Annotated in this window: 20 protein-coding genes; 13 read left to right on the forward strand and 7 right to left on the reverse strand. The window is 68.1% G+C overall.

Annotated elements, in window-relative coordinates:
• The first annotated feature begins 73 nt into the window (after positions 1-73).
• The 6 genes from C5E41_RS15840 to C5E41_RS15860 all read left to right on the forward strand — a co-directional run bounded on the left by C5E41_RS15840 (position 74) and on the right by C5E41_RS15860 (position 4912).
• Positions 74-655, forward strand: a complete 582-nt coding sequence (locus tag C5E41_RS15840; protein ID WP_104376594.1) for a TetR/AcrR family transcriptional regulator — start codon at positions 74-76, stop codon at positions 653-655.
• 99 nt (positions 656-754) lie between these two features.
• Complete coding sequence (locus C5E41_RS15845; protein WP_439956404.1) at positions 755-1411, forward strand: PadR family transcriptional regulator; 657 nt, start codon at positions 755-757, stop codon at positions 1409-1411.
• 54 nt (positions 1412-1465) lie between these two features.
• Complete coding sequence (locus tag C5E41_RS33315; RefSeq protein WP_146097571.1) at positions 1466-1666, forward strand: hypothetical protein; 201 nt, start codon at positions 1466-1468, stop codon at positions 1664-1666.
• A gap of 67 nt (positions 1667-1733) precedes the next feature.
• Positions 1734-2294 carry a peptide deformylase gene (def, locus tag C5E41_RS15850; protein WP_104376595.1) on the forward strand — a complete coding sequence of 187 codons (561 nt, stop codon included), beginning with the start codon at positions 1734-1736 and terminating at the stop codon, positions 2292-2294.
• The gene (gene fmt / locus C5E41_RS15855) at positions 2295-3218 is read left to right on the forward strand and encodes a methionyl-tRNA formyltransferase (protein WP_104376596.1); all 924 of its coding nucleotides are present in this window, start codon (positions 2295-2297) and stop codon (positions 3216-3218) included.
• A 362-nt stretch (positions 3219-3580) separates the two neighbouring features.
• Entirely contained in the window at positions 3581-4912 is a 1332-nt protein-coding gene (locus C5E41_RS15860; protein ID WP_308706128.1) for an RsmB/NOP family class I SAM-dependent RNA methyltransferase, read from the forward strand.
• 13 nt (positions 4913-4925) lie between these two features.
• Here the strand turns inward: C5E41_RS15860 and C5E41_RS15865 are convergent, their stop codons facing one another.
• Positions 4926-6131 (reverse strand): YeiH family protein, encoded by a 1206-nt coding sequence (locus tag C5E41_RS15865; RefSeq protein ID WP_104376598.1) that lies wholly within the window; start codon positions 6129-6131, stop codon positions 4926-4928.
• 103 nt (positions 6132-6234) lie between these two features.
• On the opposite strand from C5E41_RS15865, the gene C5E41_RS15870 reads away from it, so the two are divergent.
• Complete coding sequence (locus C5E41_RS15870) at positions 6235-7164, forward strand: LysR family transcriptional regulator (RefSeq protein ID WP_104376599.1); 930 nt, start codon at positions 6235-6237, stop codon at positions 7162-7164.
• Positions 7165-7173: 9 nt separating this feature from the next.
• Here the strand turns inward: C5E41_RS15870 and C5E41_RS15875 are convergent, their stop codons facing one another.
• Positions 7174-7905, reverse strand: a complete 732-nt coding sequence (locus C5E41_RS15875) for an RNA polymerase sigma factor SigF (RefSeq protein ID WP_258081015.1) — start codon at positions 7903-7905, stop codon at positions 7174-7176.
• A gap of 194 nt (positions 7906-8099) precedes the next feature.
• Positions 8100-8513, reverse strand: coding sequence for an ATP-binding protein (locus C5E41_RS15880; protein WP_227462764.1), 414 nt, complete (start codon positions 8511-8513; stop codon positions 8100-8102).
• A 132-nt stretch (positions 8514-8645) separates the two neighbouring features.
• On the opposite strand from C5E41_RS15880, the gene rpe reads away from it, so the two are divergent.
• The gene (rpe, locus tag C5E41_RS15885) at positions 8646-9311 is read left to right on the forward strand and encodes a ribulose-phosphate 3-epimerase (protein ID WP_104376671.1); all 666 of its coding nucleotides are present in this window, start codon (positions 8646-8648) and stop codon (positions 9309-9311) included.
• On the opposite strand, the gene C5E41_RS15890 is transcribed toward rpe, so the two are convergent.
• Positions 9280-9750 carry a hypothetical protein gene (locus tag C5E41_RS15890; protein ID WP_258081008.1) on the reverse strand — a complete coding sequence of 157 codons (471 nt, stop codon included), beginning with the start codon at positions 9748-9750 and terminating at the stop codon, positions 9280-9282. The two genes, rpe and C5E41_RS15890, sit on opposite strands and share 32 nt — an antisense overlap.
• Before the next feature lie 489 nt (positions 9751-10239).
• Between C5E41_RS15890 and C5E41_RS15895 the strand changes: the two genes are divergently transcribed.
• The 4 genes from C5E41_RS15895 (at position 10240) to C5E41_RS15910 (ending at position 13209) form a co-directional block, all read left to right on the forward strand.
• Positions 10240-10860: a riboflavin synthase gene (locus tag C5E41_RS15895; protein ID WP_104376601.1), complete on the forward strand. Its 621-nt coding sequence runs from the start codon at positions 10240-10242 to the stop codon at positions 10858-10860.
• Between the two features lie 81 nt (positions 10861-10941).
• A complete protein-coding gene (locus C5E41_RS15900; RefSeq protein ID WP_104376602.1) occupies positions 10942-12192 on the forward strand; it encodes a bifunctional 3,4-dihydroxy-2-butanone-4-phosphate synthase/GTP cyclohydrolase II in 1251 nt (416 codons plus the stop codon).
• Positions 12193-12221: 29 nt separating this feature from the next.
• A complete protein-coding gene (gene ribH / locus C5E41_RS15905) occupies positions 12222-12701 on the forward strand; it encodes a 6,7-dimethyl-8-ribityllumazine synthase (protein ID WP_104376603.1) in 480 nt (159 codons plus the stop codon).
• 4 nt (positions 12702-12705) lie between these two features.
• Positions 12706-13209 (forward strand): PH domain-containing protein, encoded by a 504-nt coding sequence (locus C5E41_RS15910; RefSeq protein ID WP_181063265.1) that lies wholly within the window; start codon positions 12706-12708, stop codon positions 13207-13209.
• Positions 13210-13213: 4 nt separating this feature from the next.
• Here C5E41_RS15910 and ggt read toward each other — a convergent pair whose 3' ends face one another.
• Positions 13214-15154: a gamma-glutamyltransferase gene (ggt, locus tag C5E41_RS15915; RefSeq protein ID WP_104376604.1), complete on the reverse strand. Its 1941-nt coding sequence runs from the start codon at positions 15152-15154 to the stop codon at positions 13214-13216.
• A 100-nt stretch (positions 15155-15254) separates the two neighbouring features.
• Here ggt and C5E41_RS15920 point away from each other — a divergent pair, with 100 nt between their 5' ends.
• Complete coding sequence (locus C5E41_RS15920) at positions 15255-16724, forward strand: amino acid permease (protein WP_104376605.1); 1470 nt, start codon at positions 15255-15257, stop codon at positions 16722-16724.
• Between the two features lie 40 nt (positions 16725-16764).
• On the opposite strand, the gene C5E41_RS15925 is transcribed toward C5E41_RS15920, so the two are convergent.
• Together C5E41_RS15925 and C5E41_RS15930 are read right to left on the reverse strand one after the other, a co-directional pair.
• Complete coding sequence (locus C5E41_RS15925) at positions 16765-17178, reverse strand: DUF3291 domain-containing protein (protein WP_104376606.1); 414 nt, start codon at positions 17176-17178, stop codon at positions 16765-16767.
• 99 nt (positions 17179-17277) lie between these two features.
• Entirely contained in the window at positions 17278-18081 is an 804-nt protein-coding gene (locus C5E41_RS15930) for an ABC transporter ATP-binding protein (RefSeq protein WP_064902662.1), read from the reverse strand.
• Positions 18082-18124: the final 43 nt, after the last annotated feature.

Consider the following 18124-nt stretch of genomic DNA (forward strand, 5'->3'; position numbering starts at 1 on the left):
TTTCACTCCTAAGTTAGTTAACTGACTCACCGCACCGTACGGCATCGTCTCCGATGTGTCTATAGTCAGTTGTATGACTAACTCAGTCGACAGCAAGCGGGCCGGTGGTAAGCGGGAACGGCTCGCCGCCGCGGCCGCCGAGGTCTTCCATCGACAGGGGGTGGAGAAGACGACGATCGCCGACATCGCCCGGACTGCCGAGGTGCCGGTCGGCAACGTGTACTACTACTTCAAGACCAAGGATCAGCTGATCCAGGCCGCGATCGGGGCTCACGCCCACAGCCTGGAGGGCTTCCTCGCCGAACTCGACCGGGAACCTCGGCCGGTCGATCGGCTGCGGGCGTTGATCCGGTCCTGGGTCGACCAGCGTGATCTCGCGGCCCGATACGGATGCCCGTCCGGCACCCTGGCCACCGAACTCGACAAACGCTCCGACGGAATGGAGCGGGAGCTGGCCGAGGTGATGGGCGTCCTGCTGGACTGGGTGCAGCGGCAATTCGAGCAGATGGGCCGCGCCGACGCGCGTGAACTGGCCGTCGCGCTCATCGCCTCCTATCAAGGAATCTCTCTGCTCACCAACACTTTTCGAGATCCAGAACTGATGCGGACGGAGGGCGACCGGCTGGAGCGCTGGATCTGTTCGCTCGCCGCCTGAGTCACTGCGCCCGCTGTGGCGCGCTCCATACTTGTCAAAGATGCATTGCCGATATATCGTTGATCGGGTCAACGTAAGACGATGCCCGAGGAGGCAATCATGGAACGCATGGAGAACATGGACGGGTTCGGTCGCGGCCGTCGTCGCGGCCCCCGGCCGGACCCGCAGGAACACGGCGGACACGAACAGTTCCGTCGCCACCCGCGCGGACACGGCTTCGGGCCCTTCGGCCCGGATTTCGGACCCGGATTCGGTCCGGGCGGCCATGTCGGTCGCGGCCGCGGCCGCGGTGGACGCGGACGGCGCGGAGATGTCCGCGCGGCGATTCTGCTGCTCGTGCAGGAACGTCCGATGCACGGCTACGAGCTGATTCAGCAGATCCGCGAGCGAAGCGACGACATCTGGCGGCCCAGTCCCGGCTCGATCTACCCGGCACTGTCCCAGCTCGAGGACGAGGGCCTGGTGATCATCGAGAAGGTGGCCGGTCGCAAAACCGCCAAACTCACCGACGCGGGCGCCGAGTACGTCACCGAACACCGCGACGAACTGGGTGATCCCTGGCAGGACGTCCGCGAGGGCGTCGGGGACCAGGCACTGGACCTGCGCGAACTGGTCGGCCAGCTGATGGGTGCGGTCGGGCAGGTCGCCCGCGCCGGCACTCCCGAACAGGCCGGTAAGGCGGCCGAGGTCCTCACCGAGGCCCGGCGCTCGATCTACCGGATCCTCGCCGACGACGACACCACCGCGGCCGAGTGAGACGAATGCCGTGGCCCGTCACACGTACCGGTCCGCGCGGCGCGCACTCGGAATATGCGACGAAGTCGGGAACGCCGCGACGGGGGCCTCGCCTGGTGTGGGGACCTGACCGGGCATTTCCACATGGTGTACGACCCGTTCGTGCAGCAGTTCCCGCTCACCCTGCTCGTCCCCGAGCACGCGCCGCTGCCGCAGTGCGCCTACGTCCCGCTGGGCACCGGAATCGGTGGGGTGATCGTGGGCGCGCATTCCTGACGAAGCGGATTTCCGGCCGCCCGTAAAATGGGGCGACCGCAATGTCGTCTCGCCCGGGAGTGTGCCTGTGACAATCCAGCCCGTTCGCCTGTTCGGCGATCCCGTCCTGCGTGCCCGCGCGGACGAGGTGGACGCCTTCGACAGGGAACTCGAGCAGCTGGTCACCGACCTCACCGACACCATGCACGCCAGTGGCGGCGTCGGTATGGCCGCGCCGCAGATCGGGGTCGGCCTGCGGGTGTTCGTCTACGACACCGGCGATGCCGCCGGACACGTGGTGAATCCGGTCTTCGAGGTTCTCGGGACGGACGAGCAGACCGGCCCGGAGGGCTGCCTGTCGATTCCGGGGCTGCGCTACGACGTGACCCGTGCCCACCGCGTGGTGGCGCGGGGGGTCGACAGGCACGGTGAGCCGGTGAAATTCGAGGCGGAGGGGCTGCTCGCCCGCTGCGTGCAGCACGAAACCGATCATCTCGACGGTGTGCTGTATCTGCAGCGGCTGGAACCGGCCACCCGCAAACAGGCCATGCGCGCGGTGCGGGAATCGGAGTGGTTCGCCGCCGGCAAGACGGTGATGTCGGCGGCCGAGGTCGCCGGCAGCCGTCCCGCGTCCGGGCGGGTCGAGTAGATGCGCGTGGTGTTCGCGGGGACTCCCGAACCGGCCGTTCCGTCGCTGCGGCGGCTCATCGAATCCGAGCGCCACGAGGTGGTGGCGGTGGTGACGAGGCCGGACGCGGTGGCCGGGCGCGGTCGCAAGGTGACGCGCTCGCCGATCGGGCGGCTGGCCGACGAATTCGGCATTCCGGTGCTGACCCCGCGCAAACCCTCGGAGCCGGAATTCGTTGCGGCACTGACTGATCTGTCGCCCGACTGCTGTCCGGTGGTGGCCTACGGCGCGCTGCTGCCGCCGGTGGTTCTCGACATCCCGCGGCACGGCTGGGTCAATCTGCATTTCTCGCTGCTGCCCGCGTGGCGTGGCGCGGCGCCGGTGCAGGCGGCGGTCCTGGCCGGCGACGAAATCACCGGCGCCTCGACCTTCCGTATCGAGGAGGGCTTGGACACGGGGCCGGTCTACGGCGTGGTCACCGAACGCATCGGCATCACCGATACCGCCGGCTCCCTGTTGGAGCGATTGTCGATCTCCGGTGCGCAGCTGCTCGAATCGACCCTCGACGGAATCGAGGACGGCACCGTACAGGCCGTACCGCAGCCCAGTGAGGGCATCTCCTATGCGCCCAAGGTAGAGGCCGACGAAGGCCACATCCGCTGGGATCAACCGGCGCTGGCGGTCGGCCGCCGGATTCGCGCCGTCACGCCGGCGCCGGGCGCGTGGACCGAGATCGATGGTAAGCGACTGAAACTCGGGCCGGTCGAGTTGGTCGAGGATCAGCTGCCCGAGCGGGTGATCGAGGTGCGCAAATCCGGTGTCTACATCGGCACCGCCACCACCGCCGTGCGCTTGGATCAGGTCCAACCGCAGGGCAAACGGATGATGCCTGCCCTGGACTGGGCCCGCGGCGCCCGCCTGCAGCCCGGTGCGGTGGTCGAGTGAGCGGCCCACGTCGAGGAGGCGAACGACCCGACCACGACGGCCGGAGAACCGGCGCTGCGAGCCGAGGAAAAGGACGGGCGGACAACGACTCTCGGCATCACGGCGACGCGGGGAGAGGTTCGGGCAGCGGCGGCGGTGATGCTGGTCGGGCCCGTCGGGGAGAGGGGCGTGATTCGTCGGACGACCGCGGTCGGCGCTCCGGCGCGAGTGGTGCTCGCGGTGCCGGGCGCGTCGATCGCGGATCGGGGCGAGCCTACGATGCCGCACCCGGAAGGGCCGGCGGTGAGGTGTCGAAACGGGCCTCCGGTGACGGGCGGCGGACCGGTCGTTCCGCAGCCCGGCCACAGGGACGCCGTGGTGTGGTGGGTGACGCTCCCAGGCTCGTCGCGCGCGACGTGCTCCGGGCGGTTCGTGAGCGGGACGCGTACGCGAATCTCGTGTTACCCGTCTTGCTGCGGGAATACGGATTGTCCGGGCGCGATGCGGCTTTCGCGACCGAGCTCGCCTACGGCTCCTGCCGCGCGATGGGGGTCCTCGACGCCGTGATCGCCGACTGCGCGGGACGTCCGGTCATGGAGATCGACGGCCCGCTGCTCGACGTCCTGCGCTTGGGCGTCTATCAACTGCTGCGGACCCGAGTGGGATCGCACGCCGCGGTGGATACGTCGGTCGATCTCGTGCGCACCGAATCCGGCAGCGGCAAAGCCGGTTTCGTGAACGCGGTGCTGCGGCGAGCCGCGGCGCGGACACCGGAGCAGTGGGTCGAGGAGCTGGCGCCCGAGGATCCGATCGGCCGCATGGCATTCGAATTCGGGCATCCGGTCTGGATCGCGCAGGCCTTCGCCGACGCACTCGGTGCGCGGGCAGGGGAGCTGCGCGATCTGCTCGCCGCCGACGACCAACGGCCGATCGTGCACCTGGTGGCCCGGCCCGGCGATATCACCGCCGAGGAATTGGCGCTGGTCAGTGGCGGTGAGGAGGGGCGTTGGTCACCGTATGCGGTGTACCTGGACAGTGGCGATCCGGGGCAGCTGGAAGCCGTGCGTGAGGGAATGGCCGCGGTGCAGGACGAGGGCAGCCAGCTGGTCGCGTTGTCGCTGACCCGGGCGCCGCTGCTGGGCGAGGACGGTGGACGCTGGCTCGATCTGTGCGCCGGCCCGGGCGGTAAGACCGCGCTGCTCGGTGCCCTGGCCGATATCGATCGGTATCGGGTGGATGCTGTCGAACCCGCCGAACACCGAGCCGACCTGGTGCGCAAGGCGACTCGTGGCCTTCCGGTCACCGTGCATGTGGTCGACGGGCGCGACTCCGGGCTGGAACCCGGCTACGACCGCATCCTGGTCGACGCACCGTGCACCGGACTGGGCGCGCTGCGCAGGCGGCCGGAGGCGAGGTGGCGGCGCACCCCGGCCGATGTGCGCGACCTGACCACCCTACAGAGCCAATTGCTCACCGCCGCATGGGATCTGCTGCGACCGGGCGGTGTGGTGGTGTATTCCACATGTTCACCGCACCTGCCCGAAACCGTCTCCGTCGTTTCCGATTTCGTCCGTCGCTCGGACGCCGAACAACTCGACACCCGAACGCTGCTGCCGGGCGTCGCAGATATCGGCGACGGTCCCGCCGCCCAGCTCTGGCCGCACCGCCACGGCACCGATGCCATGTTCATGGCCGCGCTGCGCAAACCGTCCTGACACCGCGGGCCGCTCAGCCGGCGACAACCGCACCGGCGAGGGCGATGCCGGCCACCCAGGCGGTCGACAGCAGCGCCAGGATCAGCGGGCGCGGCCCGACTCGGCGCAGGGCGGCCAGGCGTACGCCCGCGCCCAGGGCGAACATGGCGGCGGTGAGCAGAGCGGTCTGGAGCAGTTTGGCCGTCGCGAGTGCCGATTCCGGCAGCAGCCCGGTGGTGCGCAGTGCGGCGCAGCCCAGGAAGGCGACGACGAACAGCGGAATCAGGGGCGGCCTGCGGGTTCCGGGCGCGGTGTCCTCGCGCAGCCGGACCTGCCAGCCGATCACCGCCAGTACCGGTGCCAGCAGTACCACGCGCGCGAGTTTGACCACGACCGCGACGGTCAGTGCGGCACCGCCGATGGCGCCTCCGGTCGCGACGACCTGGGCCACCTCGTGCACGGCGCCTCCGGCCCAGATTCCGGCGGTGCGATCGTCGAGGCCCAGCACGCTCGACAGCAGGGGCAGCGCGCCGATCATGATCGTGCCGAACACGACCACGAGTGCGATCGCGGTCAGCACTTCCTCGTCTTCGGCGTCGACCACGCCGTCCACCGCGGCGGCCGCGGCCGCACCGCAGATGGAGAATCCGCACGCGATCAGCAGTCGCTGCGTCCAGCTCAACCCCAGCAGCCGGCCCATGAACATCGTGCCGCCGATTCCGAGGGCGACGATCGCGACGACCACCGCGATCACCGTGGGCCCGAGCCCGAGGATGTCGGCGAATGTCAGCTGCAGGCCGAGCAGTGCGACGCCGATGCGCAGCAGCCGTTTCGCCGAGAACTGCAGCCCCGGCTGCACCCGCTGCGGCAACGGGACGCAATTGGCGAGTGCCGCCCCGACGACGATGGCGAGCAGGAGCGGACTGACCGTCGGCGTGAATGGGGCGATGCCCAGCACGAGAGCCGTGATCGCGACTGTCAGGGCCAGTCCGGGGACGATGTCGGCCCCGACCGCTGCACCCGACTGCCCGGCTCGCGCGGCGAATCCGCTTCGTCCGAGCCGCGCTCGCAAGCGGCGTCGGGGCGTGCGGGCCGAGGTCTGCGTGCCGGAGGATCCGATATCGCGCTGCGGGGCGGCCGCGCTGTCGGCATCACCGGTTCGGTCCGGCGTGCCCGGCTCGGTGGTATCAGGCGCTTCGTCGGCGGCCCCGGCCGCCCGCGAGGAATCCAGACTTGTCATGAAGACAACGGTCTCGTGAATCGGTGGGGTCCGGTAGCGGCCGAAACCGCATCAGACTCATATCATGCTGATATGAGTTGTGCTCGATGCATATGATTGCGGTATGGCCGATGCCCGTCCCGACCTGGGTTTCCTGGAGCTGCTGGTCGCCATCGACGACCACGGCAGTCTCGGTGCGGCCGCACGTTCGATCGGCATGGCACAGCCGAACGCCAGCCGTGCGGTGCGGCAATGGGAGCATCGGCTGGGCCTCGCGCTGCTGCGCCGCTCACCGCGCGGCTCCACGCTCACCCCGGCGGGCACCGTCGTCGTGCACTGGGCGCGAGAGGTGCTGGCGGATGTGGACCGGCTACTCGATGCCGCCGCCGCGCTGCGCACCGATCAGGAGGCCGAACTCACCGTCGCCGCCAGCATGACGGTCGCGGAATGTCTGCTGCCGGGGTGGCTCGGCGCGTTCCGCCGCGGCCGTCCGGATGTGAAAGTCCATCTGCAGGTGCATAATTCGCGCCACGTGTGCGATCGGCTGGTGGCGGGGGAATGCGATCTGGGATTCGTCGAATCGCCCGCCGTGCCCGAGGGATTGCCGCATGTGACTGTCGCGCACGATCGCCTGCTCGTCGTGGTCGATCCCGGGCATCCGTGGGCGCGGCGCCGCACCCCGCTCACGGTCGCCGAATTGGCCGCGACACCGCTGGTAGCACGCGAACCGGGTTCCGGTACCCGGAGCACCCTCGATGTCGCGTTGGCCGAATATCCGCGTGCCGAACCGCTTCTGGAGCTCGGTAGCGCCGCGGCCATTCGCACCAGTGTGCTCGGCGGTGTGGGGCCCGCGGTCCTCAGCACACTCGCGGTCGGCGACCAGCTCGAGCGCGGCGAACTGCGCGCGGTTGCCGTCGAGGGCCTGGACCTGCGGCGCACCCTGCGCGCGGTGTGGCGTCCACCGCGCAAACTCGGCGGCCCGGCCGGGCAATTGGTGTCGGCCATCGTGCACGCCCAACGCGCCGCGACACCGCGAACGCCCGCTCCGGCGTAACCGCCGGCCTCATTCGCGGGCGCTCTGTTCCCGCAGCCGCGCAAGGGTTTTCGCGAGAATCCGGGATACATGCATCTGCGATATCCCCATCCGCTGCGCGATCTGGGTCTGGGTCATCGATTCGAAGAACCGCATGGTGAGAATGCGTCGTTCCCGTTCGGGCAGCCCGGCGAGCAGTGGCCGGATCGCCACATATTCCTCGACCCGGTCGAACTGCGACTCCTCCTCGCCGAGGGTGTCCAGCAGCGAGGCCTCGGTATCGCGGCCCACCGATACCGCGTCGATGGAACTGGGCTGATACGCGTTGCCCGCGATGACGGCCTGGGTCACCTCGTCGGGATGGATGTCGAGTTCGGCGGCGATTTCCTTGGCGGTCGGAGAGCGGCCCAGCGACTGCGAGAGCGAATCGATCGCCGAGCCGATGCGCAGATGGGTCTCCTTGACTCGCCGCGGGACTCGCATCGCCCAGGTGTTGTCGCGGAAGTAGCGCCGCACCTCGCCCATGATGGTGGGTACCGCGAAGGACAGGAAGTTCGAGCCGCGCGAGACGTCGAACCGATCGACCGCGTGGACCAGCCCGACGCGGGCCACCTGCGTCAGATCGTCGAACGGTTCGCCGCGGCCACTGAATTTGCGGGCGATATGGTCCGCCAACGGAATACAGCGGTTGATCAACTCGTCGCGCAATTCGGCGCGTCGGTCCTCACCGGCCCCCGACAGTGCCTGGAACAGCAGGTTCACATCGTCGTATCCGGAGACCGAACCGGTGACCTCGGCGACCTCGTCGCCGTCCTCGTCATCGTCCGGCGTGGTCTCACCGCCGTCCGCGCGGCTGGCGCCGTTTTCGGCGCCGGTGTCGTCAGGGGATCCGCTCGCGGCCGTACCCGCGGTGTCCTCGGCGTCGTCGGCCTCGAACACGCTCTCGTGCTCGGCCACTACGCTTTCCCCCGGACCCGGCGAAATTCCACCACCGTCGGGTATCCGGAAATCGCCGAATCGAAGGGCTCCTGCGCGACCTCGATCCCGTCGGTGAGGGTCCGCAGCACATGCCAGCCGAAGCTGCGCTGGTCGGGCAGTTTCGAGGTGGCCGCGATTCCGGCCACCCGGACGAGGAGATCGGTGTCGCCGACGGTAAAGCGGCACTGCAGGGTGCTGCCGGGGACGGCGAGTTCGATCAGCGTCGAGCACGCCTCGTCGACGGCCAGCCGGATGTCGGCGACCTCGTCGAGTGTGAAATCGCTCAGCAGGACCAGTGTTTCGGCCAATCCGCGCACGATGGGCAATTGCGACACGGTGGCCGCCACTCCGATTTCGACGGGTGTGCTGCGCAGTCCCTCTTCAGCCGACATGTTGATCACCCTACGAAGGCTACCCAACTTCGCGTCGCGCAATCGTCGACAGTGCCGAAAACCGGTGTGATCGACCCAGTACACTCACGCGCTGTGTCCACCTCGAATTCCCACTTTCATCGGCCGTCGCCGATGATCGCACCGTCCATCCTGTCCGCTGATTTCGCTCGTCTGGCGGAGGAGGTACGCGCCGTCGAGGGAGCGGACTGGCTGCACGTCGATGTGATGGACAATCACTTCGTACCGAACCTGACCCTGGGTCTGCCCGTGGTGCAGAGTCTTTTGAAGACCACTGACATCCCGCTGGACTGCCATCTGATGATCGAGGATCCGGCTCGCTGGGCGCCCCCGTACGCGGAGGCCGGTGCCTACAACGTGACCTTTCACGCCGAGGCGACCGACGATCCGGTCGCGGTGGCCCGGGATATTCACGCCGCCGGCGCCAAGGCCGGATTGTCGGTGAAACCGAATACGCCCATCGAGCCGTATCTGGAAATCCTGCGCAACTTCGACACCCTGCTGGTGATGAGCGTCGAGCCCGGCTTCGGTGGACAGTCGTTCATTCCGCACGTGTTGGAGAAGGCGCGCGCGGTCCGCCGGCTCGTCGACAGCGGTGAATTGCGTCTGGTCGTCGAAATCGACGGCGGCATCAATATGGACACCATCGAAGCCGCCGCCGAGGCCGGGGTGGACTGCTTCGTCGCCGGTTCCGCGGTCTACGGCACGGACGATCCGGCCGCGACCGTGGAAGCCTTGCGCGAGAAGGTCATCGCGACGGAGCGGGCGGCACGGCGCTGAGCCGCGCGGCCTCCACGACCGCGGCCATGGGGACGACCGCGTCGAGATGGTCGGGCGTCTGCACCCAGATCCGATAGCCGGTCCGTTCGTCCTCGGCCGAGGGCAGCACGACGTGACTGCCCGTGCACGCGACCGTCGTGTACAGCCGGAACAGTTCCGCCGCAACGGATGTGCTGACGCCGGCGGAGCACGACGGGCCGGTGATGAAGGTCCAGCGCCGCGCGCGCGGATGGTGGACCACGGGAGTGACGAGTCCGGACTGGGTGAGCTGGCGCAGAACCCGCTCGCCCAGCTCGGCCGGCATGGTGACCGCGCCGAATTGCTGCCCGACTTCGAGCACGATGTGCCGGGCCGCGTCGTCCACCGTCGCGGGGAGATGAAAGATGCGGCGATACCGCTCGCAACGATCCGTGAGAGACGTATCGATCACTGTGGTCACGCCGCACCCCCATGAGGTTGTTGTCCAATGAACTGTTGGAATCAACTGCATAACAATATTGCTACCGAATTCGCCCTGGTGCAAGCGCTGGGGTTGAATTCGCGGTCACGTGGGTAACAAATCGAATTCAGTCGCGATCGGGGCCGGTAGAAGCCGGATATTCGACCGGTGAAAACGTGAATTGAATTCCCTTCTCTCAGAAATTGCCGACTATTCCTTTTCGGTATCCGGAGTACGACCGAATCGCGGGGGCGCCGATCGGGCTGCTCGGCGCGCCGCCGAAGTGGCGCCCGGTTCAGTGGATATTTCCGGTCCGAAAGTCTCGAATGCCCGGTCGCGACCGGTCGGTGGGACAGCCGGATGTGTGCTGCTACAGCGCGTCGTTACTCTGAAGACACTGCGGCCCACGGGGGAATACCCCGGGCCGCCGGCACCGTTTGCGCTAGCGACGCCCCGACGCGGTGGGCGCCGGGCTGACAGGAGATACGGATGTTCACAGGCATCGTCGAGGAGTTGGGTGAGATCGTCGCAGCCGAGCGGTCCGCGGACGCGGCCAGGCTCACCATTCGCGGCGCGACCGTCACCTCCGATGCCCGCCACGGTGACTCCATCGCGGTCAACGGCGTCTGCCTGACCGTGGTCGACGTGGTCGACGGTGACAGCTTCACCACCGATGTGATGGGGGAGACGCTCAACCGCTCCGGCATCGGCAAACTCGACATCGGCTCGAAGGTGAACCTGGAGCGTGCCGCGGCGGTGAACAGCCGGCTGGGTGGCCACATCGTGCAGGGTCACGTCGACGGCACCGGGGTCATCCTGTCGCGCACCCCCTGCGACAACTGGGAGGTGGTGCGAATCTCGTTGCCCGACAACCTCGCTCGCTATGTGGTCGAGAAGGGGTCCATCACCGTCGACGGCATCTCGCTGACCGTCTCGGGACTCGGCGTGGACGACGCCGGCGAGCCCGGCCACCGCGACTGGTTCGAGGTCTCGCTGATTCCCACCACCCGCGAACTCACCACCCTCGGGTCGGCGCCCGCCGGCACCACCGTGAATCTGGAGGTCGACGTCATCGCCAAATATGTCGAGCGACTCCAGCAGCGTGGCTAGCCGGAGCAACCGCGACGTCGTATCGGCGACCCGACCCAGTAGGCTCGAGTCGCACCTATTCCGAAGTGGAGCACAGCAGACGTGACCAGGTTCGACACCATCGAGCGCGCAGTCGCCGATATCGCCGCCGGTAAGGCGGTAGTCGTCGTCGACGACGAGGGCCGGGAGAACGAGGGCGACCTCATCTTCGCCGCGGAGAAGGCGACCCCCGAGCTGGTGGCTTTCATGATCCGATACACCTCCGGCTACATCTGTGTGCCGTTGACCGGTGCGGACTGCGATCGGCTGGGCCTGCCGCCCATGTACTCGATGAACCAGGACAAGCACGGCACCGCGTACACGGTCTCGGTGGACGCGCGAGAAGGCATCAGCACCGGAATCTCCGCCGCCGACCGTGCGACGACCATGCGCCTGCTGGCCGATCCGGCCTCCCGCGCCGACGAGTTCACCCGGCCGGGCCACGTCGTGCCGCTGCGCGCCAAGGACGGCGGAGTGTTGCGCCGCCCGGGCCACACCGAGGCGGCCGTGGATCTGGCCCGGATGGCCGGTCTGAGCCCGGCGGGTGTGATCTGCGAGATCGTCAGCCAGAAGAACGAGGGCGATATGGCCCGCACCGAAGAGTTGCGGATCTTCGCCGACGAGCACGAGCTCGCGCTGATCTCGATCGCCGACATGATCGCGTGGCGCCGCAAGCACGAGAAGCAGGTGGAGCGGATCGCCGAGGCACGCATCCCCACCAAGTACGGCGAATTCAAGGCCGTCGGCTACAAGAGCATCTACGACAATGTCGAACATGTGGCGCTGGTCCACGGCGATCTGAGCGTCGACGCCGGTGACGACGTCCTGGTGCGCGTGCACTCGGAATGCCTGACCGGTGACGTGTTCGGCTCGCTGCGCTGTGACTGCGGCCCGCAGCTGGATGCGGCGATGCAGATGGTCGCCGCCGAGGGGCGCGGTGTGGTGCTCTACATGCGCGGGCACGAGGGCCGCGGCATCGGCCTGATGCACAAGCTGCAGGCCTATCAGCTGCAGGATTCCGGCCACGACACCGTGGACGCGAATATCGAACTCGGCCTGCCCGCCGATGCCCGCGACTACGGCACGGGCGCGCAGATCCTGGTCGATCTCGGGATCAAGTCGATGCGGCTGCTCACCAACAATCCGGCCAAGCGGGTCGGTCTGGACGGCTACGGCCTGAGCATCACCGAGCGGGTGCCGATGCCGGTGCGCGCCAATGCCGAGAATCTGCGGTATCTGCGTACCAAGCGCGACCGGATGGGCCACGACCTGGTCGGCTTGGACGACCTGGATCTCGGCGAGACCGCGCAGTAGTCGGAATTCATGAGAAGGGGTATCGGTCGATGAGCGGTACGGGCGTACCGGAGTTCGCGCTGTCGGACGCGAAGGAGCTGACGGTCGGCATCGTCGCCTCGCGCTGGCACACCACCATCTGCGATACGTTGCTCGCCAACGCCGAGCGGGTGGCCCGGGAAGCGGGCGTCGAGCAGATCACGGTCGTGCGCTGTGCCGGGGCGATGGAGTTGCCGGTGGTCGCGCAGGCGCTGGCCCGCACGCACGACGCGGTCGTGGCGCTGGGTGTCGTGATCCGCGGGGAGACACCGCATTTCGAATACGTCTGCGACGCGGTCACTGCCGGTTTGACGCGAGTGTCCCTGGACGAGGGCACACCGGTCACCAACGGAGTGCTCACGGTGAACACCGAGGAGCAGGCCCTCGACCGCGCGGGCCTGCCGGATTCGGCCGAGAACAAGGGTGAGCAGGCGGGCGCGGCGGCCCTGGACGCCGCGCTGACCCTGCGTGCACTGCGCCGAGAAGTCTGAGCCGATGCCGCCGGTCGTTCGTCTGTTCAAACGCGGTCCGCAGCCCCCGGCCGAGGACGCGCCGCAGTGGGATCTCGAGGTGCGCCCGCGCCGGGCGATGCGCACCGCGCGCATCGTGGCGGCCGTGATCGCTGTTCTGTTCATCCTGGCCGGGGTGTTGTCGAGTAATTCGGCGACCGGGGTGAACTTCCGCGGGGCCGACCAGGTCGCCATTATCTGCTTCGGATTGCTGCTGGCCGGTGCCGTGCTGCTGCTGACCCGTCCGCGGGTGCGCGTCGGGCCGCAAGGCGTGGTGGTTCGCAACATCCTGGGTGACAACGAATTCCGCTGGTCCGATATTCGCGGCGTCGCGATACCGGACAAGAAGGCCTGGGCGCGATTGGAGTTGGCCGGCGACGAATACGTCCCGATGCTGGCGATCCGCGTCAACGACAAGGATCACGCCGCCCGCGCGATGGACCGATTCCGCGAACTCGGCGCGAAATACACCGCCGCACAGCGGGACTGAGCCGTCAGCGGGTGTCGCCCAGGACGATGCCCTCCCGCCGCGGATCCGCCCCGCCGATCCAGCCGCCATTCTCGCGCTGCAGCGCGCTGAGTCCGCTGGACTGTGGGTCGACCGAGACCTGATGACCCATCTCGCGCAGCTTCTGCACAAGCGGATCGTGGGCGCCGTTGTCGGTGGCGTCGATCGCGGGATGTTCCCCGCCGACGCCGGTCACCGGTGCGTTCGCCGCGCCGAAGGCCACCTGGGATACCGCCTGCTGCGGGTCGAGATGCCAATCCAGCAGGCCCACCAGCGCTTTCACCACGAACTGGATGATCACCGCACCGCCGGGCGAACCGGTGACGCCCACCAGCTGTCCGCGTGACCTGTCCGGCGCCCGATCGAACACCAGCGTGGGGCTCATCGAACTGCGCGGTCGTTTCCCCGGCTGCACCCGGTTGGCCAGCGGTGTACCGGTCGCATCGTCCGGTTCGGCGCTGAAGTCGGTGAGCTGGTTGTTCAGGACGAATCCGTCGACCAGATGGAACGATCCGAACGCCGATTCGACGGTGGTGGTCATGGTCGCGGCGTTGCCGTACCGGTCTACGACGGAGATGTGGCTGGTGCCGTGTTCGGGTTGCTGCACGTCGGTGCCGAGTGGGACCGGACCGAAGTCACCCGGCTGCGCGGTGCCCACGGAATGGTTCGGATCGATGAGGGCGGCCCGCTGCTTCAGATAATCCTTGTTCACCAGCGCGGCGGGTGAGCCGCCGGGCAGCGGAACGAAATCGGGGTCGGCGACGTACTTGTCGCGGTCGGCGTAGGCCAGCCGCTCGGCCTCCGAGATCAGATGCACCGCTGCGGCTTTCGGAGTGCCGCCGTTGCGGTCGAGACGGTCCGGGGGCAGGCTGCCGAGATCGAAGTTCTCCAGAATCCCGAGGGTCGCGGCGACGGTGATACCGCCCGAGGACGGATTGGGCATCCCGCAGATCCGGTGGGTGCGGTAGTCGGTGCACAGGGCGGTGCGCTTCTTCGCCTGATACCGCGCGAGATCATCGAGCGAGATCTGCCCCGGGGTACGGCCACCGCTGGTGGTCGCGGTGGCGTCGACGATGTCGCGGGCAACCGCGCCGGTGTAGAAGGCATCGGGACCGTCGGACGCGATGGCGCTCAACGTCTTCGCCATGGCCGGATTCGCGAGGTGGAAGCCTCGCGGTTTGGGGGAGCCGTCGGGCTGCAGGAAGTACTGCCTGGAATTCGCGTCCCGGGCGAGGTCCGGCGCCGACTGCGCGATCTGGCTCGCCATCCGGGCGCTGATGTCGAAACCGTTGTCCGCCAACGAGATCGCTGGATCGAACAGGTCGCGCCAGGACTGCTTGCCGTGGTCGCGATGGGCCGCCTCGAGCAGTCGCAGCACGCCCGGCACGCCGATCGATCGTCCGCTGGCGCGCGTGTTCGGTTGCGGCACCGAGTGATCGGTGTCGCTGATCCAGCGCAGATAATTCTCGGTCGCGGCGGCCGGTGCGACCTCGCGCCCGTCGTAGGCGTCGACCGATCCGGACGCGGCGTCGTAATAGAGCAGGAATGCGCCGCCGCCGATGCCGGAGGCCTGGGGTTCGACCAATCCCAGTACCGCCTGCGCGGTGATCAGCGCATCGGCCGCGGTGCCGCCGTCGGCCAGGACCTCGCAGGCGGCGTGAGTGGCCAGCGGGTTCGCGGTGGAGACCGCGAAGGTGTGGGTGCGCACCGGGGTCATACCGCTGCGATAGCCGGTGGCGATCTCGGGATTGGTGGCCAGATTCGTCGCACCCGCCGGTCCCGCCGCCGCAGAGATCAGGGTGCCGTCCGGACCTTCGACGCAGCTCCGGCCGGCCCCGGAGGTGGTGGCCGAACAGCCCGTGAGCAGTCCGGTGATCAGCAGCAGGACGGCGCTCGCGCCGCCCAGAATCGCTCGCGTGCGCCTCATGCAGGCACTTTAGCGCGCACCGGCCCCACGACGCCGGGCATCATCCCCACACCGGGTAACGTCGAGCCGCCCCGACCTCGACCAAGGGATCACCCGACCGATGAGCGAGATACCAGCACAGACGCACCTGTCCGCGGAGGACAGCGGCTACCACAAGAGCCTCGAGCCGCGACAGTTGCAGATGATCGCCATCGGTGGCGCCATCGGCACCGGTCTGTTCCTCGGCGCCGGCGGGCGGCTGGCCCACGCGGGGCCGGGACTGTTTCTCGTGTACGCGGTATGTGGTGTCTTCGTCTTCTTCATCCTGCGGGCGCTGGGCGAATTGGTCCTGCACCGGCCCTCGTCGGGGTCGTTCGTCTCCTACGCGCGCGAGTTCTACGGGGAGAAGGCGGCTTTCGTCGCCGGCTGGACCTATTTCCTGAACTGGTCGATGACCGGCATCGTCGACACCACCGCGATCGCTACGTATCTGCATTACTGGGGTGCGTTCGGCGCGATCCCGCAGTGGGTGCTGGCGCTGATCGCCTTGTGCCTGGTGCTGAGCGTGAATCTGATCTCGGTCAAATGGTTCGGCGAATTCGAGTTCTGGGCGGCGCTGATCAAGGTTGTCGCCCTGGTGTCGTTCCTGATCATCGGCATCGTCTTCCTCGGCGGGCGATTCCGGGTCGACGGAGCCGAGACGGGGCTCGGGTTGGTCGCGCACTCCGGCGGCTGGTTCCCGACCGGGGTGCTGCCGCTGGTGACGGTCGCCTCGGGTGTGGTGTTCGCCTATGCCGCGGTGGAGATGGTCGGCACCGCGGCGGGGGAGACCGAGAATCCGCAACAGATCATGCCGCGCGCCATCAACTCGGTGATCCTGCGTATCGCGGTGTTCTATGTCGGCTCGCTGATCCTGCTGGCGCTGCTGCTGCCTTACACCGCCTATCACGCCGACGAGAGCCCGTTCGTCACCTTCTTCGCCAAACTGGGTGTCCCGCATGCCGGTTCGGTGATGAACCTGGTCGTGCTCACCGCGGCGTTCTCCAGTCTCAACGCCGGTCTGTACTCGACCGGCCGCATTCTGCGCTCGATGGCGGTCAACGGCAGCGCCCCGCGATTCACCGCGCGGATGAACAGTCGCGGTGTGCCCTACGGGGGCATCGTGCTGACCAGTCTGATCGCCCTGGTCGGCATCTGGCTCAACTACATCGTGCCGGCGCGCGCCTTCGAGATCGTGCTCAACATCGCGTCGCTGGGCATCCTGTCCTCCTGGGCGACGATCGTGCTGTGCCAGCTGGCGCTGTGGCGGCGCTGGCGGCGTGGCGAGCTGGAACGGCCCGCGTTCCGTATGTTCGGCGCCCCCTATACCGGCATCGCGACCCTGGCGTTCCTGGCCGCGATGCTGGTGCTGATGGCCTTCGACCACCCCGTCGGCACCTGGACGGTGGCGAGTCTGGTGATCCTGATCCCGGCGCTGATCATCGGCTGGTTCGCCGCCCGCTCGCGGGTACTGGAGGTGGCGCGGCTGCGGGAACCGCCCGAGGACGAGCAGCCTGCCAGGCGCTCGGAATCGGTCCCGGGCGACGACTGACCGGCCTCTCGGGCCGTGCCGCCGGCCGAGGCCCGGAAGGTCACAACGAGGTTGTGCTGCTTCGCTTTTCGCGTTCCTCGGCGATGCGGCGCTGCGCCTCGGTCCATTCGATCGGCAGGTCGGTGGCCGGGGCGGACCAGAAAACGAACGTCGATTCGCGCATCACCTCGCGGGCGCGCACGATGGCCGAGGCGTGCGGATCGGTTTGGGCGTAGGCCCTGATCGCCGCCTGGTCCGTCCAGGCCGACAGGGTCCAGAACGTGCGGCGGGTGAGATCGGCCTTCAGGGCGATGCCGAGTGCGCCGGGGGAGCGGCGGGCCTGGCGTCGCAGCACGATCGAGGTCGCGAGGAATCCGGGGACGTGCCGCAGTGACCGGACTTCGAGCCGCGAGGCCATGATCTGGACGGTATCGGTGGTGGGCCGATCGACGGTGACCCAGGGCAGTGTGGGCATGGTGGTGGACTTTCGGCGAGTCGAGTGTGGTGCTGTCGCCTGCCCAACATCGCACGCCCTCGCAATCTTGTCAATGACAAGATTGCGAGGTGGGCCGAATCAGGCGCGCACGCTGCGCTCCGCGCGCACGTGCCAGCGTCCGTCCTCGGTGCGGGTCAGCCGGATGGGATGGTCGAAACACGTGCTGATATTGCTGCTGGTCAGCACCTCGTCCACCGGTCCGCTCGCGACGCAGCGTCCCGCGCGCAGCAACAGCACGTGGGTGGTGGCCGGGGGCAACTCCTCGAGGTGATGGGTGACCAGAACCGAGGCCAGCTCGGGATGGGTGGCCTGCAGCAGATCGATGCGGTCGATGAGCTGTTCCCTGCCGCCGACGTCGAGTCCGGTGGCGGGTTCGTCGAGCAGGAGCAGTCGCGGTTCGGCGATCAGTGCCCGGGCGATGAGCGCGCGGCCGCGCTCGCCTTGGGAGAGGGTGGGCCAGCGGGCGTCGCGGCGGTGGGTCAGTCCCATCAGTTCGATGAGCCGATCCGCCTCGGCCTCCTGTTCCGGCGTCGGTGACCAGCGCTGCTTGATGTCGGCGGTATTGGTCAGGCCGGTTACGACCACCTCGTGCGCGGTGAGCGGGTAAGGCGGATTGTGCCGGGGGTCGACATGGCCGATGGCGGTACGCAATTCGCGCATATCCACCCGTCCCAGCCGATGACCGAGGACGTGCACACTCCCGTGGGTGGGATGTTCGAACGCGCCCAGCATCTTCAGCAGTGTGGTCTTACCGGCGCCATTGGGGCCCAGCAGTGCCCAATGCTCGCCGGCGCGCACGGTCAGTGACACCGCGGACAGGATCGGATTGCGGTTACGCACGAAATCTACGGCGTCCACCTGCAGGATGGGGGAGTCGACCATGTGCTCCACGATAGCAAACTCCTCAGACAAGCTGATAGGTCGC

This window comes from Nocardia nova, from assembly GCF_002933465.1.
Classification (GTDB): Bacteria; Actinomycetota; Actinomycetes; order Mycobacteriales; family Mycobacteriaceae; genus Nocardia; species Nocardia nova_B.